Source organism: Arthrobacter sp. 135MFCol5.1 (assembly GCF_000374865.1).
In the GTDB taxonomy this organism is placed as follows: Bacteria; Actinomycetota; Actinomycetes; order Actinomycetales; family Micrococcaceae; genus Arthrobacter.
In genome coordinates this window covers 388,084-412,730 of sequence record NZ_KB895452.1, presented here as the reverse complement: position 1 = coordinate 412,730, position 24,647 = coordinate 388,084, and the positions used below count along the sequence as shown (strand labels likewise).

The following is a 24,647-nucleotide window of genomic DNA, read 5'->3' as shown; positions in this document are numbered from 1 at the left end:
CCTGTGGTCACGGGCGCACCGCGTCCGTGAACCTCCCAGGGAAGGACCCCCGTGGCCAGCATTGTCGGTTTCGACCAGCACCCCTCTGACACCCTGCGCGTTGGCAAGGGATTTTCCCTGGCCGCGGTGGACCCTGACGCCACTCCGGGCTACGGCGGCAACAAAGCTGACGGCGAAGCGCTGCTGGCTGACCTGGACGGGAAGCTCACGGAGCTGCAGGAGAAGCTGTTCGCGGAGTCACGGTTCGGCGGGAAGAAGCGGATCCTGCTGGTCCTGCAGGCGATGGACACCGCAGGCAAGGGCGGCATCGTCAACCACGTCATGGCCACCATGGACCCCCAAGGCGTCCAGTTCAAGGCGTTCAAGGCCCCCTCCGAGCAGGAGAAGTCCTACGATTTCCTCTGGCGCATCGAGAAGGAGGTGCCGGCGGCCGGTATGGTGGGGATCTTCGACCGCTCCCATTACGAGGACGTCCTCATCCACCGGGTCCACAATTGGGCCACGCCGGAAGAGATCACCCGGCGATACCGGGCCATCAACGAATTCGAGGGACGCCAGGCCGACGCCGGCACCAGGATCGTCAAAGTGATGCTCAACATCAGCAGGGATGAGCAGAAATCCCGGCTGTTGGCCCGCCTGGACAATCCTGCCAAGCACTGGAAGTACAGCAGCGGTGACTTGAAGGAGCGGGCCTTCTGGGACGACTACATGGCGGCCTACCAGGCCGCCTTTGACGCAACCAGCACGGCGGCGGCCCCTTGGTATGTGGTTCCGGCCAACAAGAAGTGGTATGCCCGGATCGCCGTGCAGCAATTGGTGATGTCGGCACTGTCCGATCTTCGCCTGGAGTGGCCCAAAGCAGAGTTCGACGTGGACATTGAACGGGAGCTCGTGGCCCGGTCCTGACGGGCGGCTGCGGCGGCTTAGAGCGGCTGGTCGCGCGCGGCTGCCAACCTCTTCCGTGCGCCCTCCAGCCACTCCTCGCAGCGTGCGGCCAGCGCCTCTCCGCGCTCCCATAATGCCAGGGATTCTTCGAGGCTTGCCCCTCCTGCTTCCAGCCTGCCCACCACCGCGATGAGCTGTTCCCGGGCGTCCTCGTAGCTCAGCCCCGCGACGTCCGGCTCCGGTTTTTGTTCGGTCATGCCTTCTCTTCCAATCCTTGCTGGTGGTTTGGTTTGCCTGGTTGCAGCAGCCCGGTGGAGGTGGCGCCAAACCGGCCCTCCGCCACCCGGATGGACAAAGCGGAGCCCGCCGGCGCCTCAGCAGGGCGGCGGACGACGGCGTGCCCGGACGCTGCGATCCGGGCGCTCTGGTCACCTGCCAGTTCGACGACGGCGTACCCCCGGTCGAGCGTCTTCTGCGGTGACAGTGCGCGCACTTGGGCCTTCAGGTGCTCCAGCTGGTCCGCCGCCCGCACCACCGTGGAATTCACGGCCGCCGAGGAGCGCCGCAGCAGCCGCTCCATTTCCTCGGCGCGGACGGAAACCATGCCCTCGGGTGCTGCCATCACGGGCCGCGAGTGGAGTGCGGCCAGGCGGTCCGACTCCCGGTCCACCAGCCGTTCCATGCAGCGCCGCAGCTGTTCCCGCGCCTGGCGGACGCCTGCCAGTTCTTCGGAGACTTCCGGAACGATCCGCTTGGCAGCGTCCGTAGGCGTGGAGGCCCGAAGATCGGCAACGTAGTCCAGCAGCGGGCGGTCCGCCTCATGCCCGATGGCACTGACCACGGGAGTTGCCGCAGCGGCCACCGCCCGGACCAGGTCCTCGCTGTTGAACGGCAGGAGGTCCTCCAGGGCGCCACCGCCCCGGGCAATGACAATGACGTCAACCTCCGGCAGCCCGTCCAGTTCACGAAGTGCCCTGACAACCTGGGACACGGCGGTGTTGCCCTGCACCGCCACTTCGCGGATCTCGAACTCCACAGCCGGCCACCGCAATGCCGCGTTGCGCAGGATGTCTTTCTTCGCGTCCGAGTCGCGGCCGGTGATCAGGCCGATGCGGTGCGGCAGCAACGGCAGGGGCTTCTTCCGCGAATCGGCGAACAAGCCTTCCGCGGCCAGGGCCTGGCGCAGCCGTTCGATCCTGGCCAGAAGGTCGCCCAGGCCGACTGGACGGATGTCCCGGACCAGCATGTTCAACCGTCCGGTCTTCATCCAGAACTCGGGCTTCAGCAGTGCAACCACCCGTGAGCCCCGCTCGAGCGGAAGGTTCTGCCGCTCCAGCACTTTCGTCCAGACGGACGCCGGCAGCGATACTTCCGCGTCAACGTCGCGAAGGGTGATGTACGCGTTGGTGCCCCGGCGGTTCAGTTCGATGACCTGGCCTTCCACCCACGCCGACGGGGTCCGGTCGATGTGCGCCTTCAGCTTCTGCGACAACAGTTGCAGAGGCCAGGGATTGTCCGGGCTGGTTTCCGCTGCGGTGGCCGGCAATGTGGTGGGCGCGGCACCCGGAAGGGACGCCTCGTCAGACATGCGGACGCCGGTGCGGGGCTGGTGCTGCGGGCATGGGGTCCTTCAACTGTTGTGGGCGGTCAATCAACCTTATCCAAAAGGTCTAGCACCCGGGGCTGACAGGGACGGCCAGCGGGCCTGCCTAGGATGGAGTGAGGCCCCCAACCCCGAAGGACCTGCCGTGCGCACTTTCATTTCCGCCCTCGCCGCCGTGCTGGGCATCCTCCTGGCATCCGTCGCCGTCCCCGCCATGTGGGTGGACCGGAACATCATCCAGGAAGACGGATTTGTCCGGCTTGCGGCGCCCCTTGGCAAGAACGCGGACTTCCAGAAGAAACTCGCTGCCGCGGCCGTGGGAACGATCGATACCGGTTCGGTTCCCGGCGCCCTGTCCGGGCTGGTCGACTCGGTCCTGGAGAAGGCCGCGGAGTCCCTGACCCAGCTTCCCGGCTACCCCGCAGCGTGGGAGGAGACCCTTCGCAGGAGCCACCGCCTGAATTTCGCCAGCCCGGCCGGGGAGGCCGGCAACGTTCCGGCGTCGTCGCTCACCCTTGACGTGGCCCCGTTGGTTGCCCTCGGTTCGGAGGAAATCTCCCGCACCACCCGGCTTCCCCTCTCCCCGCCGGACCAAACGTTGATCAACGTCGGCCAACCCGCACAACGCGAGTGGGCGGAGCGGCTGGCCACCTACGCTCCCATGGGCTACATCGCCGCCATCGGCGCCGGCATTGCGTTCCTGTTGGCACTCGTCGCAGCCCGCCGCCGCTGGACCGTGCTGTTCGCTGCGGGCCTTGGCAGCCTGGCCCTCGCCGGGCTCTGGTCGCTCGGAACGCAACTGGGATCGGCCCGTGCCGCGGCCACAGACACGGGCAGTTCGGTGGCCAACATGTTCCGCGACGAATTCGTGGGCGTGGCAGCGGCTGACTTCCAGGCCTGGATCGGTGCCACGGCGGTGACCGGCGCGGTCCTGCTGGCAGCGGGGATTGTGACGTTGTTCGCCTCCCGGAAACGGGTGCGGGCCAGCCGGTAGCATGGAGGGATGACCACCTCGGCTGTACCCCTTTCGATGCCAACCGTTCCGCGCCGGCGCCGCTCGCCCCAGGAAGTGGCGGCCGCGGCCCCCGTGAACGGAACCAAGAAGGTGCTGCTGGCCGCCCCGCGCGGCTATTGCGCCGGTGTTGACCGGGCAGTGATCGCCGTCGAGAAGGCGCTGGAGCACTACGGCCCGCCCGTGTATGTCCGCAAGCAGATCGTCCACAACGTCCACGTGGTCAGCTCGCTCGAGGAAAAAGGCGCCATCTTCGTGGACGAGACTGACGAAGTCCCGGAGGGCGCGCTGGTGATCTTCTCCGCCCACGGCGTTTCCCCGGCCGTCGTCGAATCGGCGGAGAGCCGCGGACTGCGCACCATCGATGCCACCTGCCCCCTGGTCACCAAGGTGCACAAGGAAGCCGTCCGCTTCGCCAAGGACGACTTCGACATCCTCCTGATCGGCCACGACGGCCACGAGGAAGTGGAAGGCACCTCCGGTGAAGCGCCGGACCACATCCAGATCATCAATGGACCCCACGAAGTGGACAAAGTGACCGTCCGCGATCCGGAAAAGGTCATCTGGCTGTCCCAGACCACCCTCAGCGTCGACGAGACCATGGAAACCGTCCGGTTGCTCAAGGACAGGTTCCCCACCCTGCAGGATCCGCCCAGCGATGACATCTGCTACGCCACCACAAACCGGCAGGTGGCCATCAAGAAGATCGCACCCAAGGCGGACCTGGTGATCGTGGTCGGTTCCGCCAACTCCTCCAACTCCGTCCGGCTGGTGGAGGTGGCGCTGGAATACGGCGCCAAGGCCTCGTACCGGGTGGACTTCGCGAACGAGGTTGACGAAACCTGGTTCGAAGGCGTCGCCACCGTGGGCGTCACGTCCGGGGCCTCAGTTCCGGAGGTCCTGGTGCAGGACGTCCTGCGGCTGCTGGCCGACTACGGCTACGGTGCGGTGGAAGAAGTGGTCACCGCCGAGGAGGACCTGCTGTTCTCGCTGCCCAAGGAGCTCCGTGCAACCCTCAAGGAAGCCGGCGACGTCAGCCGCGCCCTGGGCGGCCGCCGTACCCGCAGCTGACCACCCCCGCGGGCGAGGACCCATCACAGCAGGCGGACGGCAGCAGGCAACAGCGTGAAGGAAGGGCCGGGCAGTTTCAATGAAGCTGCCCGGCCCTTCCAGCATCTCCGACGGTCCTCAGGCCGCTTCGTCATCACCCTGGAGTTCGGGTGCCACCAGCGCGCGCGGGGTTGCCTCCACCAGGGCCGGGGTGACGAGGCCTGAATCTTCCAAGGTGTTGAGCTTCCGGGCCGTGGGCAGGATCCGCGCTTCCAGGGTCCCCACCATGGCGTTGTAGCGATCCACCGACGACTTCAGGGACGAGCCGAGCTTCCCGACGTTCTCACCCAGCGTTCCCATCCGGTCGTACAGCTGCCGCGCGAGCTCGAACAGTTCGCGTGCGCTGTCCGTCAGGACGTCCTGGCGCCAGGTGAACGCCACGGACTTCAGTACCGCAAGCAGCGTACTCGGCGAGGCGAGGACCACGTTCCGCGACAACGCGTAGTCCAGGAGTCCGGCGTCTGCCGTCAGTGCCGCGGCAAGAATCGATTCCGCGGGAATAAAGCAGACCACCAGCTCCGGCGAATTCCCCGGGATGTCCCAGTACTTCTTGGTGCCCAGAGCGTCCACATGCGCCCTCAACGCCTTGGCGTGCGCCGCCAGCAGCGCCTGGCTGCGGGCGTCATTCCCGGACCGCGCCACGGACGGCTGGACCGTGCGGGGATCCACCACACCGAGATCCTGGGCCTCCAGGTAGGACGACAACGGCACCTTGGCGTCCACCACCAGTTGTTTCCCGCCCGGCAACTGCACCACCAGGTCGGGGCGGACGGACGAATCGTGCCCCGCACTGTGGGCCTGCTCCACGAAGTCCACGTGGCGGAGCATCCCCGCAGCCTCCACGACCCGCCGAAGCTGTACCTCGCCCCATTGGCCCCTGGCGCTGTTTGACCGCAAGGCCGATTCCAGCGCGTGCGTGGAGCGGATCAGCTGCTCGTCGGACAGCCGGGCTTCCTGCAATTGCTGTGCCAGCTGGCCGTACTGTTCCACCCGGTCCCGTTCCAGGAGCGCCACCTGCTGCTGGACCGCGGACAGCTTTTCCGCCACCGGGGCCAGGGCGCGCAGCACGCTGCCGTCCTGCGTCCGTGCCTCACCGAGGTCACGGTTCTGGGCAGCCAAAAGCCGCCGCTCGGCGTCGGCCGCTGCCAGCTGGGCCGTCACCTCCGAAAGCCGGGACGAGACCGCGTCAAAGTCCGCCTCCAGCCCGCGGGAGTTCCTGCGCAGCAGGACATACATGGCCGCGGCACCGGCAAGTGCACCCAGCAGCAACATCAGAAGGGCCAGAATCAAGGCAAAAGCATCCATGGCTTCACTGTTGCACGGGCCTCCGACAATCACGGCCAGTGACATCCCCGGGTACTGGCCGGAGGGACCCGGCGGGTAGAATCAATGCTCGTGGCTCTTACTATTGGCATCGTCGGACTGCCCAACGTCGGCAAATCAACCCTTTTCAACGCACTGACCCGCAACCAGGTGCTCGCGGCGAACTATCCGTTCGCCACGATCGAGCCCAACGTCGGAGTCGTAAACCTGCCGGACCCGCGGCTGGAGAAGCTGGCTGCCATCTTCGGCTCCCAGCGCGTGCTTCCCGCCGCCGTGTCCTTCGTCGACATCGCCGGCATCGTCAAGGGCGCCTCGGAGGGCGAAGGGCTGGGAAACCAGTTCCTGGCCAACATCCGCGAGGCTGAGGCGATCGCCCAGGTGGTCCGCGTGTTCGACGATCCCGACGTCATCCACGTCGACGGCAAGGTGGACCCCCGGTCCGACATGGAGACGATCAACACCGAGCTGATCCTCGCCGACCTGCAGACCATTGAAAAGGCCGTCCCGCGGATCGAAAAAGAAGTCAAGATCAAGAAGCGCGAAGCCGCCGAACTGGCCGCCGTGAAGGCTGCCCAGGCGGTGCTGGAACGTGGCGACACGATCTTCTCCTCGATCAAGAGCGACAAGCTGGAGATGGAGCACCTGAAGGAACTCGGCCTGCTGACCGCCAAGCCCTTCATCTACGTCTTCAACGCCGACGAGGGAATCCTCGGAAGCCCCGAGAAGCAAGCCGAGCTGCGCGCCTTGGTGGCCCCGGCCGACTGCATCTTCCTTGACGCAAAGCTGGAATCTGACCTCGTCGAACTGGATGAGGCAGAAGCCCGCGAGATGCTCGAAATGAACGGCCAGGACGAATCCGGCCTCGACCAGCTCGCCCGTGTTGGCTTCCACACCCTGGGGCTCCAGACCTACCTCACCGCCGGGCCGAAAGAAACCCGCGCCTGGACCATCCGGCAGGGCGATACGGCACCTCAGGCCGCCGGTGTCATCCACTCCGATTTCCAGCGCGGGTTCATCAAGGCCGAGGTGGTGTCCTTCAACGACCTCGTTGAAGCAGGCTCCATGGCCGAGGCAAAATCCCGCGGCAAGGTCCGGATCGAGGGCAAGGAATACGTCATGGCCGACGGCGACGTGGTGGAGTTCCGCTTCAACGTCTAGTCCCAAGGCGCCGGAGGGCACCTGCGATGGCCGCTAAGAACCACGGTTCTTGGCGGCCATCCTTCTTTAGTCGCCTGTTGCCCGGCATCATGCGTCCACCCTCATGCCCACTGGGTGCGAAGCGGCAGCCGCGTTTTACTAGAACAGCGGCCAAGGCACCGCCGACATCTCGCCGCTCGGAGCCGGAAACCGTCCCGTCCGTCGCAACCGGGCACAACGCGCGGCGAGCGATGCGATTTCTTCGGCGCTGACCAGGGCCGCCAGGTCCCGGCCCAATTCGCCGGCAAGTCCCTCGCTGACACGGTCGACGCCCGCGATTTCCTCGACGGTCAATTCCTCTCCCAGCCATCCCCACAGCACCGTGCGGAGCTTGTGTTCGCTGTGAAAGGTGAGCCCATGGTCAACACCGTGCCGGTGTCCGCGGGGCATGGCAAGGATGTGGTCGCCCTTGCGGTCGGCGTTATTGACGATGATGTCGAACACTGCCATGCGCCTGAGCGCCGGCGAGTCTTCGTGGACCAGCGCGACCATCCGTCCGCGCTCATCCTGTCCCTCGAGGATTTGTTTCCAGCCAGTCTCCGGCACCTGCTTCGTCGCGACCAGGTCCACGGGGCTTTGGGCGGAGTCCCGCTCCTGCCAGAGCTGAACCATACCCTCGCCCATCGGACCATCGCGCAGCCAGGTGCGGGGCACGATGTCCCAGCCCAGGACCTGTGAGACGCGGTACGCGGCCACCTCCCTGCGGGCCAGGGATCCCGCCGGAAAATCCCACAACGGCCGCTCGCCTGCAATCGGCTTGTAAACGACGGCCACGTCGCCGATGCTGCCCAGGAACGTAGCATTTGATGCCGTCGTGATGCGGCCGGTGAGAGTCAGCTCTGCGGCCATCAGGTCCGGCGCCGGCATCAGGCCTCGGGAAGGGTGCAGGTGTGCCCGTCGGCGTCTATGGGATAGCCGCAGATCGGGCAGGCTGGACGTCCGGCGCCCACGATCTCGCGGGTCCGCTTGGCGAAGGCACGGGCGGTGCCGACAGGCATCCGCACCACCAGCATTTCCGACTCGTCGGAGTGCTCGTCGAACGATTCGTCGTTGTCGTCATCGTCATCGGTAATGGGATGCGCCTCAATCACCACCTGGGCCGTGGTGGGGTCCCACCCCAAGCTCATGGCCCCGGTACGGAACTGCTCCTGGACGGCCTCAAGCTGGTCGTTATCGACAAGTTCAGGGGGCGTTCCCGTGGGAATGCTGAAGGGGTTGCCCTCGACGGTGATGAGCTGGTCGAGGATTTCGTCGATCTTCTCCGCGAGCAGGGCAGACTGCTGCTTCTCCATGGCGATACTCACCAGCTGCGCCCCGGCCCGTACCTGAAGGTAGAACGTACGCGCCCCCGGCAGGCCAATGGTGCCAACAACCACCCGATCAGGCCAGTCAAACTCGTGAACACGTGTAGGCATGTCAGTATTCTAGGCACATGGGGTTCACGGCGCCTTGTGCCCCGCGCCGCCGCCCACCGGCGCATCGACGGAGTCCATGCCATTCGACAACCACGACAGGTCACCGGCATCGGTGTTGGTGGCGTACACGCTTGGCCGGTTGGCACCGTAGCGCACGATCGATACGGACGCGGGACCGACGTTGATCCGCTGGAAAAGATCAAGGTGCATGCCGAGCGCGTCTGCGAGGATTGACTTGATGATGTCACCGTGGCTCACCGCTGCCCAGACCGCCCCCGGCCCGTACTCGGCTTCGAAGGCTGCGTCATGGCGTCGGACAGCTGCCACCGACCGGGCCTGCATCGCGGCCATGGATTCACCGCCAGGAAAGACGACGGCGGACGGTTGCGACTGTACGACCGGCCACAGAGCTTCTGCGGAGAGCTCGGTGAGCAAGCGGCCCTGCCACTGGCCGTAGTCGCACTCGGTGAGATCCGGATCGGTCGGCGCATGCGGCGCACCGGCCTGGCGATCCAGGATGAACCGGGCAGTCTGCAGGCACCGCTCAAGCGGGCTGGACACCACCCCGACCAACGGCACGGGCGCGAGCCGTTCCGCGGTCAGTGCGGCCTGGTCACGTCCCAGCTGGTCCAGGCCGACGCCGGCTGCCCGGCCGGCAAGCAGCCCCGTGGCATTGGCAGTGGTGCGGCCGTGCCGCACGAGAATAACGGTCGCCATGCACCCAGCCTAACCACCCTGAACATTATTCATGGGCAGCGGCCGTCCGGGAGTTCGGCCTTAAGGTGTGACCGGGCGTTCGTGCGGGTCCCGTTGGCTAGAGTGGTCGGATGCTTGAGATCCGTCCCAATTGCGAATGTTGCGACCGCGACATTGCGCCTTCCGACCCCGCCTACATCTGCACCTTTGAATGCACGTGGTGCCCGGACTGCGTCGAGCGCTTTCCCAACAGGTCATGTCCCAACTGCGGTGGCGACCTGCAGCGGCGGCCTGTCCGCCCCGCGGCAGCCCTGGTCAACAATCCGGCGAGTACGGTCAGGGTGGTGTCGCCCAGTTGCCTCCAGCAAACCGCCCGTACCTGAGGCCGGCCGGGAGCAGAACGGGTGCAGGCCTTGGCGGTCAGCCTTCCTTGACGTCCCTGGCAAGCAGGCCCAGGGCAGGTATTCCGGCGAACACTGCCGGAATCACCAGAAGCACGCCGTACTCGGGCACCAGGGCAGACGCGGCGCCGGCAGCGATACTTGCCGTCAGGGCAGCAGAAAGGGACAACCGCAGTGGCTTGCGCTCATCCCTCGGGTTGAAGAAACGGAACCCCCCGAGGCCGGCGGTGACAACAGCGCAGGCAACGACGACGACGGACAGCACCCCCGCCGTCGTTCCTGGAGAATCCTTGAGCCGGTCAATGAGGACAACCGGGACTGCGAGCATCCAGCCGCCGAGGAGCAATGCCAGGACGCAACCGGCCAGCCGTCCTTTCGGCACCGGTTCCAGGGCGGACAACTGTTCTGCCGGCAGGTCCGCCTGCCGGACGCGGCGATGGGCTGCAGGTGGTGGCGGCTGTGACGGCCGTGCGGTGTTTTCAAGCATTCTTCCCCCAATGCCATGGCCTGACGTCCGTCCACCCTACCGCCCGCGGCCCTGGCCGAAACCGAGGCACCATAGGGTTTCCCTATGACTGATGGACCACGCCTGCGCCTTGTCCTGCCCCATCAACTCTTCGAGAAGCACTGGGAGGAGACGGGCACGGACACCGTCTTCGTGCTCATCGAGCATGACCTCTACTTCCGCCAGTACGCCTTCCACTCCCACAAACTGGTGCTGCACCGCGCATCCATGGCCAGGTTCGCCCGCCGGCTTCGCGGGCTCGGCTACGACGTGGTGGTCCTCGCCAGCGACCGGACCCGGACGTCACGCGTCCAGCTTGCCGAGCTGGTCAGGCAACGGCGTCCGCTGTCCGTCACCTGGTTCGACGTCGTCGATGACTGGCTTGAGCAGGACTTGGCTGCGGGACTGGCCGACGGCGGGTACCGGCTGCGCAGCGAAGACGTGCTCGAGACGCCGAACTTCCTGACGGCCCGCACGCAGATCGACGACTGGTTCTCCCATAACCGGCCACGGATGCAGGACTTCTATATCTGGCAACGCCGGCGGCTGGACATCCTGGTCGATAACGGCGAACCGGCCGGCGGAAAATGGTCCTTCGACGCGGAGAACCGCAAGAAGCTTCCCCGGGGGCATGTTCCACCCACCGTCAGCCGCTTCAGGGACCACCCCGCTCTCCAGCAGCAAGGCGCGTTCGACCTTGATGCGCTGGCTGAGCCCTCCCTGGCGGCCCGAAGCCGGCACAGCGACGAGGCATCCCGCGAGGTTGGCCTTGCGATTGAATGGGTGGCGCACGAATTCCCGGATGCCCCGGGCGACCCGCGCCTGTTCGCCTGGCCTACCACGACCCGGGAGGCCCGCGAACATCTGCAGGAATTTGTTTCAGAGCGCCTGGGCGGCTTCGGACCCTACGAAGACGCGATCTCAGCCGAGCATCCGTTCATCAACCACGGCCTCCTTACTCCGGTCCTGAACATCGGCCTGCTGGATCCGCGCGAAGTCCTGAACGCTGCCTTGGACGGCGCCGGCGCCGCCACATCACTGGCCTCGCTTGAAGGTTTCGCGCGGCAGGTGATCGGCTGGCGCGAATACATGCGTGCCACCTACCGGGTGCGGGGCCGCCGGATGCGAACAGCCAACCTGCTCAACCACCGGAACCGGCCCGGTGCGGGCTGGTGGGATGCCAGGACAGGGCTGGCACCCGTGGACCTGGTCATATCGCGCGTGCTGGCCACCGGTTATGCCCACCACATCGAACGGCTGATGGTGCTGGGCAACGCCATGTCCCTGCTGCGGATCCACCCTGACGATGTCTATGCGTGGTTCATGGAGATGTTCATCGACGCCTACGACTGGGTGATGGTGCCCAACGTCTACGCCATGAGCCAGTTCGCCGCGGGGGCCGACATCACCACCAAACCCTACGTCTCGGGCAGCAACTACCTGCGGAAGATGTCGGACCTGCCGGCGGGGGAGTGGATGGCTGACTGGGACGGGTTGTACTGGTCGTTCATCGATGACCACCGTCCGGTCTTCGAACGGAATCCGCGCTCGCGGATGGTCGTGTCCTTGTGGGACCGGATGGATCCGGCGGTCAAGGACAACCACCGGGCCCGTGCCCACGCCCTGCTGGATAACCCCGGCCGTGACCGGCTGGTCCGGAAGCCCCCGTTTACGGGAGAGGGGGACAGGATTCGATAACTGGGCAGGGGCACCGCGTATCCTGATTTCACCGGGCGTATTCGTGGCGGCCCGTTGCCCTCCGGAGAGGGAAAAACACAAAGGAGGCGGCATGCCGGCCAGGCAGCTGATGCGACTGCTCACTGCTGCGGTGGCGGCCGCCCTGATTCTGTCCGGTTGCTCCGGCGGGGGTGCCCCTTCGGTGGTGGTGGGGGAGGCCAAGCGCGGCGGCAGCGTGACCGTCGCGGAAGTAAACGCCTTCTCCTCCTTCAACCCGTACAGCGCAAACGGCAACACCGACATCAACACGAAGATCGGCGCCATTACGCACTCCGGCTTCTTCTTCCTCGATGACAGCTCCAAGGTGGTCCGCAACGACAAGTTCGGGCACTACGAAAAGGTGTCGGACCAGCCCCTCAAGGTGAAATACACGGTCAACGAGGGAGTCAAGTGGTCCGACGGTGCTCCGGTAGGCGCCGCCGACCTGCTCCTGAGCTGGGCTGCCGGATCCGGCTACTTCGACGACGTCGACCCCGGCACCGGGAAAGGCACCAAATACTTCGCAACAGCCTCCAACGCCACCGGCCTGGCAGGGACGGTCTTTCCGGAACTCGGCTCGGACGGCAGATCCATCACCCTCGAGTACGCCGCACCGTACGCCGACTGGGAAGTGGCATTCGACGTCGGGCTCCCGGCCCATGTGGTCGCGGCCAAGAGCGGGCTAACCGACGAAGGAGACCTGGTCGACCTCCTGAAGGACACGCCGCGCGGCAATCCTGAGAAGCCTGTAACCATCGCGGCCCTCAAGAAGGTCAGCGACTTCTGGAACACCGGTTTCGACACGAAGAAAATCCCGGATGATCCGGCGTTGTACCTTTCCAACGGCCCCTACATCGTCCGGGACATCGTCCCGGAGGTTTCCATGAAACTGGTTCGGAACCGGGACTACACGTGGGGCCAGGAACCCTGGCTTGACGAGATCAACGTTCGATTCACCGGTGCCGTGCCTGCCGCCGTCGACGCCCTGCGCAACGGGCAGGCGGACATCATCTCGCCACAGCCATCCGCTGCCACCGATGCGCTGCTCACGGGCCTGTCCGGGCAGGGCATCACTGTGCAACGCTACAAGCAGGCGGGCTACGACCACCTGGACCTGAACTTTGCCGGGCCGTTCAAGGACAAGGACGTTCGCGAGGCCTTCCTCAAAACGGTTCCCCGGCAGGACATCGTGGATGCCGTGCTGGGCGGCCAGGCGCCGGACAACAAGCCACTGGATTCGCAGGTCTTCCTTCCGGACCAGCCCAAATACGCCGACACCGTGAAGAAGAACGGTTCCTCGGATTACGCCGCAGTGGACATCGACGGCGCCCGGAGCCTCCTGAAGGGGGCCACTCCCACCGTCCGGATCCTGTACAACCGGGACAACCCGAACCGCGCCAAGGCCTTCACCCTGATCCGGGACTCGGCCCAACGTGCGGGCTTCCGCGTCGAAGACGGCGGCCAGGCCAGCGCAGACTGGGCCGCAGCGCTCAGCCGCGGCGGCTATGACGCGGCGTTGTCCGGGTGGATCGGCACCGAGGCGGGAGTCAGTCGGGTGCCGCAGATCTTCCGCACCGGGGGCGGCAGCAACTTCACGGGCTATTCCGACGCCGATGCGGACAAGGTGATGGCGCAACTGGCCGTCACCACCGACCTTGGGAAACAGGACGAGCTCCTCGCCGACATCGACAGGCACGTCTGGGAGGACGCCTACGGCCTGCCCCTCTACCAGACCCTGGGCACCACCGCATTCAACTCCCGGGTGGCCGGCGTGAAAACCAGCCCCGGTCCTGTGGGTGTCTGGTGGAACGTCTGGGACTGGCGGCTGGCCTAGGCCGGGCAGCCCCTTCGCTGCGGGCGGACCCGCCGGAACGTGAACGATCACGGCCCCGATTCGCCGTCTGGCGTACCGACGAGTAGCATGTGACGTGCGTAACTGCCCACCACTCGCGGGGTATTTGACTGCTCCGATCACGGTTTGGCAACGGAGTACCAGTATCCGGACTTCGTGCGGTTAGGCTAACCCGTATATGTAGGTTTCGTCACAGCACTCAGCTGTGTCCAGCCTGCGGGGAAGCACAAGATTTCCCCAATATCTCTCTCCCACAACTCATAGGAGGCGGAATGCGTTTTACGCGCACTTCCAAAGCACTGGGCATCGTGGCAATCGCCGCGCTTGCCCTGACCGGGTGCGGCGGCGGCGGCAGCACTGGCGGGTCCAGCACTGCTGCCGGCGATCCGAACAAGGTCATCACCGCTTACAGCAACGAGCCACAAAACCCGTTGCTGCCGGCGAACACCAATGAGGTCTACGGCGGCCGCGTCGTAAACCTGCTTTTCGAAGGCCTTCGCAGCTACGACGCCAACGGCAAGGCCGTGAACGCACTGGCCGATTCCATCGAGTCGTCCGACGCGCAGAACTGGACCATCAAGGTCAAGCAGGGCACGAAGTTCACCAACGGGGAAGCCATCACGGCCAAGACCTTCGTTGACTCCTGGAACTTCGCCGCGAACTCCAAGAACCTGCAGAACAACGGCTTCTTCTTCGAGTCCATCGCCGGCTACGACGACGTCTCGGCCGTGAACTCAGTGAAGGGTGCCGACGGCAAGACCACCACCACCCCGGCTCCCAAGGCCGACACCATGTCCGGACTGCAGGCAACCGATGATTCCACCATCACGGTCAAGCTCGCCCAGCCTGAGGCCGACTGGTCCCTGCGCCTTGGCTACTCCGCTTTCTACCCGCTTCCTTCCGCTGCTCTCACCGACCCCAAGACCTTCGGTGAAAACCCGGTTGGCAACGGTCCCTATAAGTTCGAAAAGCAGGGTTCCTGGGTCCACGACCAGTCCATCACCCTGGTGAAGAACGCCGACTACAAGGGCACCCGCGAGGCCAAGAACGGCGGCGTGACCTTCAAGTTCTACACCGATCCGGGCCCCGCGTACACGGACCTGCAGTCGGACAACCTGGACATCACTGACGTCCTGCCGTCCAACGCGCTGAAGACCTACGTCAACGACTTCCCGGACCGCAACGCCACCAAGGCTGTTGCAACCGACTCCACCCTGAACATCCCGGGCTACAACCCGAACTTCCAGGGTGAAGCCGGCAAGCTGCGCCGCCAGGCTCTGTCCTACGCCATCAACCGCGAGGAAATCGCCAAGGTTGTCTTCAACGGCACCCGCACCCCGGCCAAGGCTTTCGCTCCGCCGGTCATCGACGGCTTCAAGGAAGGCCTCAAGGGCAGCGAAGTCCTGAACTTCGATCCCGCCAAGGCCAAGGACCTGTGGGCCCAGGCCGACAAGATCCAGCCCTACGACGCTTCCAAGCCGCTCCAGATTGCCTCCAACACTGACGGTGGCAACAAGGAATGGATCGACGCTGTTGCCAACGGCTTCAAGAACAACCTCGGCATCCAGGCTGAAATCCAGCCGTTCGCCAAGTTCGCCGAGGTCCTCAACCTGCGCAAGTCCCAGCAGCTGCCGGGCCTGACCCGCGCCGGCTGGCAGGGTGACTACCCGTCGCTCTACAACTTCCTGGGACCCGTATGGGCCACGGGCGCTTCCTCCAACTACGAAAAGTACTCCAACCCGGAGTTCGACAAGCTGCTGAAGGAAGGCCTGGCAGCCAAGAGCACGGACGAGGCCAACGCCAAGTTCAACCAGGCCCAGGAGATCCTGTTCCAGGACCTGCCCGGCCTGCCGCTCTGGGACCAGGCACGCCCGATCGTGTGGAGCAACAACATTGTGAAGGCCGAGACCGGCTGGAACGGTGAAATCCTCTACTACGGCATCACCGCCAAGTAGGCCCAGATCTAACTTGCCGAAGGCTGATGGGGGTTCCGGTTACGTCCGGGCCCCCATTGGCTTGCAAGCGGCAGGAAGGCATTCATGAACGCGTTTTCCCCCCTACCGGAAGGCAGGTGATCCTGTGATCCGGTTTATCCTGCGCCGACTCCTGCAGGTGATCCCTGTGTTCCTCGGCACGACCCTCCTGGTGTACTACATGGTGTTCGCCCTGCCCGGCGACCCCATCGCCGCGCTCTTCGGCGACCGCCAGCCCCCGCAGGCAGTTATTGACACCCTGCGCAGCCAGTACCACTTGGACCAGCCTTTCTGGGTCCAGTACGGCTTGTTCCTCAAGAACCTCTTCACCTTCAACCTGGGCAACGACTTCACCGGCCAGCCGATCGCGGCCAGCCTTGCCAGGGTCTTCCCCGTGACGGCAATGCTGGCCGTCGAAGCGTTGGCAATCCAAGCAATCTTTGGCGTTGCTTTCGGCGTCTTCGCAGGCCTGCGCCGCGGCGGCTGGTTCGATTCCACGGTCCTGGTCGCTTCGCTGGTGGTCATCGCCGTTCCCACGTTTGTGTTGGGCTTCGTCTTCCAGCTCGTTTTCGGCGTAAAGCTCGGCTGGGCAAAACCCACTGTGGGCGCCAACGCCGACTGGGTCACCCTGCTGCTGCCGGCCGTGGTCCTGGGGCTCGTCTCCTTTGCCTACGTCCTCCGCCTGACGCGCGCGTCCGTGAGCGAGAACATGAACGCCGATTATGTGCGGACCGCCACCGCCAAGGGCCTCTCGCGGCCCCGGGTGGTGTTGGCGCACATCCTGCGCAACTCGCTCATCCCGGTGGTCACCTACCTCGGCGCCAACCTTGGCGGCCTGATGGGCGGTGCCATCGTCACCGAGGGCATCTTCAACGTTCCCGGCGTAGGCAACAAGCTCTACCAGGCAGTCCTCCGCAGTGAAGGCCCCACCATCGTCTCCATCGTCAGCGTGCTGGTGCTGGTCTTCGTGGTGGCCAACCTGCTTGTTGATCTCCTGTACGCCTGGCTTGACCCGAGGATCCGCTATGACCAGTAATAAAAACCACTTTGTGGCACCCATCGACGAGACCCCGCTGCAGGCAACGGATGCCGTCAAGACTGACCAGGCCCCGCTCAGCCTGTGGGCAGACGCCTGGCGCAAGCTCCGCCGTCGTCCGCTCTTCATCATCTCGGCACTGTTGATCCTTGCCCTGGTGGTGATTGCGCTGTTCCCCGGACTGTTCACGTCCACGCCCCCCAACGAGGGCTGCGAACTGGCCAACTCCGAAGGCGGCCCCACCGCCGGGCACCCGTTCGGCTTCACCTTCCAGGGCTGCGACGTCTACTCCAGGGTTATCCACGGCACGCAAGCTTCGCTGTCCGTGGGCCTGCTCTCGGTCCTTTGCGTCCTGGTCATCGGCGTGACGCTCGGTGCCCTCGCCGGATACTACGGCGGCTGGATCGATGCCGTGCTGGCACGCCTGGGCGACATCTTCTTCGCCCTGCCGCTGGTCCTCGGTGCGCTGGTCATTACGCAGCTTCCCTTGTTCCGCGAGAACAAGAGCGTATGGACCGTAGTCTTCGTCATATCGCTCCTCGCGTGGCCGCAAATGGCCCGTATAACCCGCGGGGCGGTCATTGAAGTACGTAACTCGGACTTCGTTACGGCGGCGCGGGCGTTGGGTGTTTCCAAGTTCGGGGCACTGATCCGCCACGTCCTGCCGAATGCCCTCGCACCGATCATCGTCCTTGCGACGCTTGAACTGGGCGTGTTCATCGTGGCGGAAGCCACCCTGTCCTTCCTGGGCATCGGCCTGCCGCAGAGCATCATGTCCTGGGGCAATGACATTGCCGGTGCGCAGGCATCGATCAGGACCCGGCCGGAAATCATGCTTTACCCGGCCGCGGCGCTGTCCATCACGGTGCTCAGCTTCATCATGCTGGGCGACGCCGTGCGCGACGCCCTCGACCCGAAGAGCCGTCAGCGATGAGAGATAAAGAGATGACAACTCCAGACGTCCGCATTGATGAGGCCGGCACCACCGGGATCAGGCCGCTGCTCGAAATCCGCGACCTCGCCATCACGTTCAAGACCGGTGGCGGTGAAGTCAAGGCCGTAAGGGACGCCCACCTGACCATCATGCCCGGCGAAACCGTGGCCATCGTGGGGGAGTCCGGCTCCGGCAAGTCCACCACCGCGTTGGCGGCCATCGGCCTCCTGCCCAACAACGGCAAGGTATCCGGCGGCCAGATCCTGCTCGACGGGGAGGACATCGCCCACGCCAGCGAGCAGCGCATGATTGAACTGCGCGGCAACACCATCGGCATGGTCCCGCAGGACCCCATGTCCAACCTGAACCCGGTTTGGAAGATCGGCTACCAGGTCCGGGAAACACTGCGCGCGAACGGACGGCCCAGCGGGCCGGACGACATCGCCAAGGTGCTTTCCCAGGCCGGGCTGCCGGACGCCAAGCGCCGGGCCAACCAGTACCCGCACGAGTTCTCCGGCGGCATGCGCCAGCGCGCCCTGATCGCTATCGGCCTGTCCTGCCAACCGCGGCTGCTGATTGCCGATGAGCCGACGTCGGCCCTTGACGTGACGGTCCAGCGGCAGATCCTGGACCACCTGGAAACCATGACCAACGAACTGGGCACCTCCGTCCTGTTGATCACCCACGACCTCGGCCTGGCAGCCGAGCGCGCGGACAAGGTCGTCGTTATGTACCAGGGCCGCGTCGTTGAAGCCGGACCGTCGCTGGAACTGCTCCGCAACCCGCAGCACCCGTACACCAAGCGGCTCGTGGAGTCGGCTCCGTCCCTGGCCAGCCGCCGTATCCAGGTGGCGAAGGAACAGGGTGTGGAGACGACAGACCTGCTGGCGCCTGCCGCCGAGACGGCGAAGTCCGATACCTTCCTGCAGATCCAGGACCTGCGGAAGGTGTACAAGCTCCGCCAGGGGCTGGGCAAGGCGGCGGATTTCGCGGCCGTCGACGGCGTGAGCTTCGACGTCCGGCGCGGAACCACGACGGCGATCGTGGGGGAGTCGGGGTCTGGTAAGTCCACGGTGGCCAAGATGGTGCTCCAGCTTGAGAAGCCGACGGACGGCAGGATCCTTTTCGACGGCGTCGACACCTCGGCGCTGAAGCCGGCCGAACTGTTCAAGTTCCGCAGGCGGGTCCAGCCGATCTTCCAGGACCCGTATGGCTCGCTCGATCCGATGTACAACATCTACCGCACGATCGAAGAACCGTTGCGGGTCCACAAGATCGGCGACCAGGCCAGCCGGGAAAAGAAAGTCCGGACTCTGCTGGACCAGGTGGCGCTGCCCCAGTCCGCCATGCAGCGGTACCCGAACGAACTCTCCGGCGGTCAGCGTCAACGTGTTGCCATCGCCCGCGCCTTGGCGCTGGATCCCGAGGTGATCATCTGTGATGAGGCCGTGTCCGCCCTCGACGTCCTGGTGCAGGCGCAGGTCCTGAACCTGCTCGCCGACCTTCAGGCCAACCTTGGGCTGACCTACTTGTTCATCACCCACGACCTCGCCGTGGTGCGGCAGATCGCCGACCACGTTTGCGTGATGGAAAAGGGCAGGCTGGTGGAAACGGGCTCGACGGACGATGTCTTCGAGTCGCCCCAGCAGGACTACACGAAGGCGCTGCTCAACGCCATCCCCGGTGCGAAGTTGATGCTTCCGCCTGAGGTGGCGTAGGGCGCAGCCCATACAGGTGGAGCCGGGACCGTGGGTCCCGGCTCCACCTGTTTAAGTCTTAGTCCTGCAGTCCGCTGATGCCGCCGGGGACCGCCGCCAGGGAACCCTGGTCAGCGGCCGATGTCCGGTCCAGTTTCAACTCCCTGAGCCGTCGCTCAAGGATCCCGCCCAGGGCCACGCGACCGGCGGCGTTCATGTGGACGGAATCAGCCAGGTCCTTGGCGAGTCCGTAGCGGGTCAGCCAATCCCCGGTGGAAACAAAGGGCAGGCCGTGGGCGGCAGCCACGGACCCCACCAGCGCGTCCACTTCGCTGCGACGTCCGCCGCCGTCGTCCGCGCCGCGTGCCAACGTGCCGATCATTGCTATCCGAGTGCCGGGGTAGCGGGTTTTGAGATCGGCGATCAGCCGCCCGGCGTTGCGGACAATCTGGGTGTTGCTTGCCCCGGTGGCCGCGTCATTGCCGCCACCCTCGATGACGATCAGCGCCGGGCTGCCTGACGGGAGCAGCCAGTCCCCGCGCTCCAGGGCGTCAACGTAGTTGCCGGTGGCACCGTTTGCCGCGACGTACCCCGTGCCGCCCCGGCCGCAAAAATACACGTCGTACCCGGCAGCGGCGAGGCCCAGGCGCGGCCAGCCGTCCAGGGGTTCAGACTGGGAATCCCCGATCAGCAGGACAGTCCTGCTGATGTCCGGTACCACCGCCTCGAGCCGTCCGTTCCCGGCATTGAGCAGCCGGGACGTGGCTGCCACGTTGGTCTTCACGGCGGCGGGGGCCTGTCCACCGGACGCTGCGGCCCGCGACAGGGAACTGACCCCATCGCCGGCAGGCGCCCCGCACCCGGCGAGCCCCAAGACGGCGGAGGTTGCCAGGAGCCCGGACGCCACGATGGTGGCGGCACGGGTGGCGCCGTTGGGCGTGATGGCCGTGGCACGGGGCATCGTGGTCTCCGACTTGCTCTGAAGGTGGGGCTCTGCGTCAGAGCAATCATGCCACGCTCCCGGAAGTACCAGTGAATTTCGTCACACTTTTGCCGCTCCTGCCCTGCCACAGTGCACCCCGCGGACCCGTGGTCCCGCCGGATTTTAGGCCAACAAATGGCTCACCGGCTAGAATAGATGCAGGCGCCCTGTGCCAAGGGCCTTGTCCGTCGTGCGTTCCAGTTGGAAATGTCGCGATACAACAGCTGACTCCACTGAATCGAGCAATTACGCATGTCTGAAACCACCACCAACACCGCGGTGGCCACTGCATCCCGCAGTGACCTCCGCAATGTCGCGATTGTGGCCCACGTTGACCACGGCAAGACCACCCTGGTCGACGCCATGCTCAAGCAGACCAACTCCTTTGCCGAGCACAACCACCTCGAAGACCGCGTGATGGACTCCGGTGACCTTGAGCGTGAAAAGGGCATCACCATCCTGGCCAAGAACACCACGGTGGCCTACAACGGTCCGTCCTCCAACGGCGAGACCATCACCATCAATGTCATCGACACCCCCGGCCACGCCGACTTCGGCGGTGAGGTCGAGCGCGGCCTGTCCATGGTCGACGGCGTCGTGCTGCTCGTGGACGCCTCCGAAGGCCCGCTGCCGCAGACCCGCTTCGTGCTGCGCAAGGCCCTCGCCGCACACCTGCCGGTGATCCTGCTGGTCAACAAGACCGACCGTCCCGACGCCCGCATCGAAGAGGTCGTGCACGAGTCCATGGACCTGCTCCTGGGCCTCGCCTCCGACCTCGCGGACGAAGTTCCGGACCTGGACCTGGATAAGATCCTCGAAGTGCCGGTCGTTTATGCCGCAGCCAAGGTTGGCCGCGCCTCGCTCGAGCAGCCCGCCGACGGCACCGCTCCGGAGAACGAGGACCTGGAGCCGCTCTTCAAGACCATCATCGAGCACATCCCGGCCCCGACCTACAACCCGGAGGGTGTGCTGCAGGCACACGTCACCAACCTGGACGCCTCCCCGTTCCTCGGCCGCCTCGCACTGCTGCGCATCTACAACGGCACCCTGCGCAAGGGCCAGACCGTTGCCTGGGCCCGTGCCAACGGTGAGCTCAAAAATGTCAAGATCACCGAACTGCTGGCCACCAAGGCACTGGACCGCGTGCCGGCCGAATCCGCCGGCCCCGGTGAAATTGTGGCGGTTGCCGGTATCGAGGAAATCACCATCGGTGAGACCCTGACCGACGCCGAGAACCCGCAGCCGCTGCCGCTGATCACGGTGGATGATCCCGCGATCTCCATGACGATCGGTATCAACACCTCGCCGCTGGCCGGCAAGGTCAAGGGTGCCAAGGTCACCGCCCGCCAGGTCAAGGACCGCCTGGATAAGGAACTGATCGGTAACGTCTCCATCAAGGTACTCCCCACCGAGCGTCCCGACGCCTGGGAAGTCCAGGGCCGTGGCGAGCTGGCGCTGGCCATCCTGGTGGAGCAGATGCGCCGCGAAGGCTTCGAGCTGACCGTCGGCAAGCCGCAGGTTGTGACCAAGCTGGTGGACGGCAAGATTCACGAGCCGATGGAGCACATGACCATCGACGTGCCCGAAGAATACCTCGGTGCCGTGACGCAGCTCATGGCCGCCCGCAAGGGCCGGATGACCAACATGGCCAACCACGGCACCGGCTGGTGCCGCATGGAATTCATCGTCCCGGCCCGTGGCCTGATCGGTTTCCGCACCCGGTTCCTGACCGACACCCGCGGTGCAGGCATCGCCGCCTCCATCTCCGAAGGCTACGAGCCTTGGGCCGGTCCCATCGAGTACCGCACCAACGGCTCGATGGTTGCCGACCGCGCCGGTGTTGTGACCCCGTTCGCCATGATCAACCTGCAGGAACGCGGCTCCTTCTTCGTCAAGCCCACCTCCGAGGTGTACGAGGGCATGATCGTGGGCGAGAACTCCCGCGCCGACGACATGGATGTCAACATCACCAAGGAAAAGAAGCTCACCAACATGCGTGCGGCGTCCTCGGACACCTTCGAGAACCTGACCCCGCCGCGCGAGCTGACCCTCGAAGAGTCCCTCGAGTTCGCCCGTGAAGACGAGTGCGTCGAGGTCACCCCGGAGTCCATCCGCATCCGCAAGGTGATCCTTGACACCAACGAGCGTGCCAAGGCCAACCGCGCCCGCGCCAAGGCATAACAACGCCTGAACGCCAAGAATGCCACCGGTACTGCACCGGTGGCATTCTGCTTTAACAACTGTGCTGCGCGTTTCACGGCCGTGCTGCGCGGCAATCCCGCGCCTGTTGCCCTGGGGCCGGCGCGGGAGTGGCCGTTACAGCGCGGAGCGCCGCGGGGGAGCGGGCGGGACCTCCTTGGCCGCCACCACGCGTTCCAGCGGGATGACGACGTCTGCCCGGCGGGTGCGGATGGTACAGGAACCGGCGTCGCATGCCAGCAAATGGCCCAAGGCGTCGGTCAGGCCTCCGTCAATCCGGTAACGGACCACGACGCGGGTACCAGGGGCCGCCGCGGTCAGGAACCGGGCGGGCGCGGCAACAGGCAGACTCACCAGTTCATACTAGGGTGCCGGCTAGGTTGGCGGGAACGGGCTGGGGGATAATAGGCTCAGATGTCAAGAGTCCGGCCGTGCTGCCGGACGCAAGAACCGGCGGGTCGCCGGAACCCAACGTGGAGAGGCCAGGGACGTGACGTACGTAATCGCGCAGCCGTGTGTGGATGTTAAGGACAAGGCATGCATCGAAGAATGCCCCGTGGACTGCATCTATGAGGGCGAGCGTTCGCTGTACATCCATCCGGACGAATGCGTCGACTGTGGCGCCTGCGAACCCGTCTGCCCGGTGGAAGCCATCTACTACGAAGATGACACCCCGGATGAGTGGGCTGACTACTACAAGGCGAACGTCGAGTTCTTCGATGACCTCGGATCCCCGGGCGGCGCGGCCAAGATCGGCAACACGGGCAAGGACCACCCGATGATCGCCGCCCTGCCGCCGCAGAACCAAGACCACTGACCCGGACGCGAGCCGTGACCGCAGCAGTGAATTCGTTTGGCCTGAACCTGCCCGACTACCCGTGGGAGGCTATGGCCCCCTACGTGGCCAAGGCCTCGGAACACCCGGGCGGGGCAGTAAACCTCTCCATCGGCACGCCCGTGGATCCCACCCCGCAGTTGGTTCAGGACGCACTGAAGGCCGCCGCCAACGCCCCGGGATATCCCACTGTCCATGGCACGCCGGCGCTGCGGGAAGCCATCGCGGGATGGTTCGAGCGCCGGCGCGGAGTGGCGGGCCTGGACCCCAAAAACATCATGCCTACAGTGGGTTCCAAGGAGCTCGTTGCCTGGCTCCCGCTGCTGCTCGGCCTGAAGCCCGGAGACGTCGTCGTATGCCCCAAGGTGGCCTACCCCACGTACGATATCGGTGCCACCCTGGCCGGAGTCACTTCGGTGGCCACGGACAACCTGGACGAGCTCGACGACGCCACGCGTGAACGCGTGCGCCTCATTTGGGTCAATTCCCCGGGCAACCCCACGGGCAGCGTCCGCGATGTGGAGTCCCTGAAGGCCCTGGTGATCCAGGCTCGTGAAATTGGTGCCGTGGTGGCATCGGATGAATGTTACGCAGAGCTCGGCTGGGGCGACTGGGACGTCCAGCGCGGCGGCCGGCGCGTCCCCAGCATCCTTGATCCCCACGTTGCCGGCGGCTCGCACCAGGGCCTGCTCGCCGTGTACTCGCTGAGCAAGCAGTCCAACCTGGCGGGCTACCGCGCAGCCTTCGTGGCCGGCGATCCGGACCTGATGCCCAACCTGGTCAACAGCCGCAAGCACGCGGGGATGATCGTTCCCTACCCCGTCCAGGAGGCCATGCGGGTGGCGCTGGGGGATGACACCCACGTCGAGGCCCAGAAGGACCTGTACCGGGGCCGGCGCGAACGACTGGTACCCGCGCTGCTGGACTTCGGCCTGGAGATCAAGGAGTCCGATGCCGGCCTGTACCTGTGGTCGACTGCGGGAGAGGACACGTGGGCCACGGTAGCCCGCCTGGCCGAACGAGGCATCGTGGTTGGCCCGGGCGTCTTCTACGGTGACGCCGGCAACGGCCATGTTCGGGTGGCCCTGACCGGATCCGACGAGCGGATCGATGCCGCTGTTGCACGGCTGGCCTGATCCGGCTCCAGGGACCCGTAATAATCGTGTGACTCGCCCCACATTCGGTGCATTTTAGGCCGGATGGAAAGCCTGCGGATTAGTGACACCCGCCAAGGAGCGGTACTTTTTAAGTTGACGATCAATGGTGGCTTTCTACA

23 protein-coding genes are annotated in these 24,647 nt (G+C 65.4%); 14 read left to right on the top strand and 9 right to left on the bottom strand.

The window, feature by feature from the left end; translation table 11 throughout:
* The first annotated feature begins 51 nt into the window (after positions 1-51).
* A complete protein-coding gene (locus C563_RS0101845; protein WP_018760339.1) occupies positions 52-906 on the top strand; it encodes a polyphosphate kinase 2 family protein in 855 nt (284 codons plus the stop codon).
* Positions 907-923: 17 nt separating this feature from the next.
* Here the strand turns inward: C563_RS0101845 and C563_RS0101840 are convergent, their stop codons facing one another.
* Together C563_RS0101840 and xseA are read right to left on the bottom strand one after the other, a co-directional pair.
* Positions 924-1,142 carry an exodeoxyribonuclease VII small subunit gene (locus tag C563_RS0101840; RefSeq protein ID WP_018760338.1) on the bottom strand — a complete coding sequence of 73 codons (219 nt, stop codon included), beginning with the start codon at positions 1,140-1,142 and terminating at the stop codon, positions 924-926.
* Complete coding sequence (xseA, locus tag C563_RS0101835) at positions 1,139-2,473, bottom strand: exodeoxyribonuclease VII large subunit (RefSeq protein ID WP_018760337.1); 1,335 nt, start codon at positions 2,471-2,473, stop codon at positions 1,139-1,141. Before xseA ends, C563_RS0101840 begins: the two co-directional genes overlap by 4 nt.
* Positions 2,474-2,633: 160 nt before the next feature.
* Between xseA and C563_RS0101830 the strand changes: the two genes are divergently transcribed.
* Both C563_RS0101830 and C563_RS0101825 read left to right on the top strand, forming a co-directional pair.
* Entirely contained in the window at positions 2,634-3,482 is an 849-nt protein-coding gene (locus tag C563_RS0101830) for a hypothetical protein (protein ID WP_018760336.1), read from the top strand.
* 9 nt (positions 3,483-3,491) lie between these two features.
* A complete protein-coding gene (locus C563_RS0101825; protein ID WP_026264275.1) occupies positions 3,492-4,571 on the top strand; it encodes a 4-hydroxy-3-methylbut-2-enyl diphosphate reductase in 1,080 nt (359 codons plus the stop codon).
* A gap of 117 nt (positions 4,572-4,688) precedes the next feature.
* Here C563_RS0101825 and C563_RS0101820 read toward each other — a convergent pair whose 3' ends face one another.
* Positions 4,689-5,915 (bottom strand): DNA recombination protein RmuC, encoded by a 1,227-nt coding sequence (locus tag C563_RS0101820; RefSeq protein WP_026264274.1) that lies wholly within the window; start codon positions 5,913-5,915, stop codon positions 4,689-4,691.
* Between the two features lie 90 nt (positions 5,916-6,005).
* Here C563_RS0101820 and ychF point away from each other — a divergent pair, with 90 nt between their 5' ends.
* Positions 6,006-7,091 (top strand): redox-regulated ATPase YchF, encoded by a 1,086-nt coding sequence (ychF, locus tag C563_RS0101815; RefSeq protein WP_026264273.1) that lies wholly within the window; start codon positions 6,006-6,008, stop codon positions 7,089-7,091.
* Positions 7,092-7,229: 138 nt separating this feature from the next.
* Here ychF and C563_RS0101810 read toward each other — a convergent pair whose 3' ends face one another.
* From C563_RS0101810 to C563_RS0101800, 3 genes are read right to left on the bottom strand one after another with little or no spacing between them, the layout of a single operon-like run.
* Positions 7,230-7,997 carry an SCO1664 family protein gene (locus C563_RS0101810; protein ID WP_018760332.1) on the bottom strand — a complete coding sequence of 256 codons (768 nt, stop codon included), beginning with the start codon at positions 7,995-7,997 and terminating at the stop codon, positions 7,230-7,232.
* A complete protein-coding gene (locus C563_RS0101805; protein ID WP_026264272.1) occupies positions 7,997-8,545 on the bottom strand; it encodes a DUF3090 domain-containing protein in 549 nt (182 codons plus the stop codon). Before C563_RS0101805 ends, C563_RS0101810 begins: the two co-directional genes overlap by 1 nt.
* A 24-nt stretch (positions 8,546-8,569) precedes the next feature.
* Positions 8,570-9,262 carry a histidine phosphatase family protein gene (locus tag C563_RS0101800; protein ID WP_018760330.1) on the bottom strand — a complete coding sequence of 231 codons (693 nt, stop codon included), beginning with the start codon at positions 9,260-9,262 and terminating at the stop codon, positions 8,570-8,572.
* Positions 9,263-9,372: 110 nt separating this feature from the next.
* On the opposite strand from C563_RS0101800, the gene C563_RS22005 reads away from it, so the two are divergent.
* On the top strand, positions 9,373-9,624 hold the full coding sequence (locus C563_RS22005; RefSeq protein ID WP_081624095.1) for a DUF1272 domain-containing protein: 252 nt from the start codon (positions 9,373-9,375) through the stop codon (positions 9,622-9,624).
* Positions 9,625-9,661: 37 nt separating this feature from the next.
* Here C563_RS22005 and C563_RS0101795 read toward each other — a convergent pair whose 3' ends face one another.
* On the bottom strand, positions 9,662-10,129 hold the full coding sequence (locus C563_RS0101795) for a hypothetical protein (protein ID WP_018760329.1): 468 nt from the start codon (positions 10,127-10,129) through the stop codon (positions 9,662-9,664).
* Positions 10,130-10,213: 84 nt separating this feature from the next.
* Here C563_RS0101795 and C563_RS0101790 point away from each other — a divergent pair, with 84 nt between their 5' ends.
* The 6 genes from C563_RS0101790 to C563_RS0101765 all read left to right on the top strand — a co-directional run bounded on the left by C563_RS0101790 (position 10,214) and on the right by C563_RS0101765 (position 19,376).
* Positions 10,214-11,845: a cryptochrome/photolyase family protein gene (locus C563_RS0101790; protein WP_018760328.1), complete on the top strand. Its 1,632-nt coding sequence runs from the start codon at positions 10,214-10,216 to the stop codon at positions 11,843-11,845.
* A 91-nt stretch (positions 11,846-11,936) separates the two neighbouring features.
* The gene (locus tag C563_RS0101785; protein WP_018760327.1) at positions 11,937-13,697 is read left to right on the top strand and encodes an ABC transporter family substrate-binding protein; all 1,761 of its coding nucleotides are present in this window, start codon (positions 11,937-11,939) and stop codon (positions 13,695-13,697) included.
* A 290-nt stretch (positions 13,698-13,987) separates the two neighbouring features.
* Positions 13,988-15,670: a peptide ABC transporter substrate-binding protein gene (locus C563_RS0101780; protein WP_018760326.1), complete on the top strand. Its 1,683-nt coding sequence runs from the start codon at positions 13,988-13,990 to the stop codon at positions 15,668-15,670.
* A gap of 124 nt (positions 15,671-15,794) precedes the next feature.
* Positions 15,795-16,724 (top strand): ABC transporter permease, encoded by a 930-nt coding sequence (locus C563_RS0101775; protein WP_018760325.1) that lies wholly within the window; start codon positions 15,795-15,797, stop codon positions 16,722-16,724.
* Entirely contained in the window at positions 16,714-17,658 is a 945-nt protein-coding gene (locus tag C563_RS0101770; RefSeq protein WP_018760324.1) for an ABC transporter permease, read from the top strand. The genes C563_RS0101775 and C563_RS0101770 overlap by 11 nt, the downstream gene beginning before the upstream one ends.
* A gap of 11 nt (positions 17,659-17,669) precedes the next feature.
* Positions 17,670-19,376, top strand: coding sequence for a dipeptide ABC transporter ATP-binding protein (locus C563_RS0101765; protein ID WP_018760323.1), 1,707 nt, complete (start codon positions 17,670-17,672; stop codon positions 19,374-19,376).
* Between the two features lie 58 nt (positions 19,377-19,434).
* On the opposite strand, the gene C563_RS20780 is transcribed toward C563_RS0101765, so the two are convergent.
* On the bottom strand, positions 19,435-20,316 hold the full coding sequence (locus C563_RS20780; RefSeq protein WP_018760322.1) for an SGNH/GDSL hydrolase family protein: 882 nt from the start codon (positions 20,314-20,316) through the stop codon (positions 19,435-19,437).
* Positions 20,317-20,589: 273 nt separating this feature from the next.
* Here C563_RS20780 and typA point away from each other — a divergent pair, with 273 nt between their 5' ends.
* On the top strand, positions 20,590-22,518 hold the full coding sequence (typA, locus tag C563_RS0101755; RefSeq protein WP_018760321.1) for a translational GTPase TypA: 1,929 nt from the start codon (positions 20,590-20,592) through the stop codon (positions 22,516-22,518).
* A 135-nt stretch (positions 22,519-22,653) separates the two neighbouring features.
* Here typA and C563_RS0101750 read toward each other — a convergent pair whose 3' ends face one another.
* Entirely contained in the window at positions 22,654-22,890 is a 237-nt protein-coding gene (locus tag C563_RS0101750) for a putative acetyltransferase (RefSeq protein ID WP_018760320.1), read from the bottom strand.
* Positions 22,891-23,026: 136 nt separating this feature from the next.
* On the opposite strand from C563_RS0101750, the gene fdxA reads away from it, so the two are divergent.
* Positions 23,027-23,353, top strand: coding sequence for a ferredoxin (gene fdxA, locus C563_RS0101745; protein WP_009356972.1), 327 nt, complete (start codon positions 23,027-23,029; stop codon positions 23,351-23,353).
* A gap of 14 nt (positions 23,354-23,367) precedes the next feature.
* On the top strand, positions 23,368-24,507 hold the full coding sequence (dapC, locus tag C563_RS0101740; RefSeq protein WP_018760318.1) for a succinyldiaminopimelate transaminase: 1,140 nt from the start codon (positions 23,368-23,370) through the stop codon (positions 24,505-24,507).
* Positions 24,508-24,647 lie beyond the last annotated feature (140 nt).